This is a genomic window from Brevibacillus sp. HB1.3 (genome assembly GCF_013186635.1).
In the GTDB taxonomy this organism is placed as follows: Bacteria; Bacillota; Bacilli; order Brevibacillales; family Brevibacillaceae; genus Brevibacillus; species Brevibacillus brevis_D.
Window position 1 is genome coordinate 1 of sequence record NZ_JABMIT010000041.1, and the last position, 229, is coordinate 229.

Annotated in this window: 1 protein-coding gene; it reads right to left on the reverse strand. The window is 45.0% G+C overall.

Annotated features, from left to right (window positions below):
- Window positions 1-10 precede the first annotated feature (10 nt).
- A partial coding sequence (locus HPY31_RS28580) for a sigma factor-like helix-turn-helix DNA-binding protein (RefSeq protein WP_172143301.1) occupies window positions 11-229 on the reverse strand: 219 nt, incomplete at its 5' end.

A 229-nucleotide genomic window follows, 5' to 3' on the forward strand; every position in this document is an offset into this window, starting at 1 on the left:
CCTTTACCTTTTATCTACCCTGCGGCTGTTTCGTCCGATAAAACTCATTAAACAACTTCATTAACGCTCGCTTTTCGATACGGGATACATACGAACGAGAAATGCCCAGCTCCCGCGCAATTTCACGCTGTGTCTTTTCTTTGTCCTGATCCAGCCCAAACCTACCGATGATCACCTCTTTTTCACGCTCATCGAGGATGTGTATGTGCTGGTAAATTTTATTGGACTC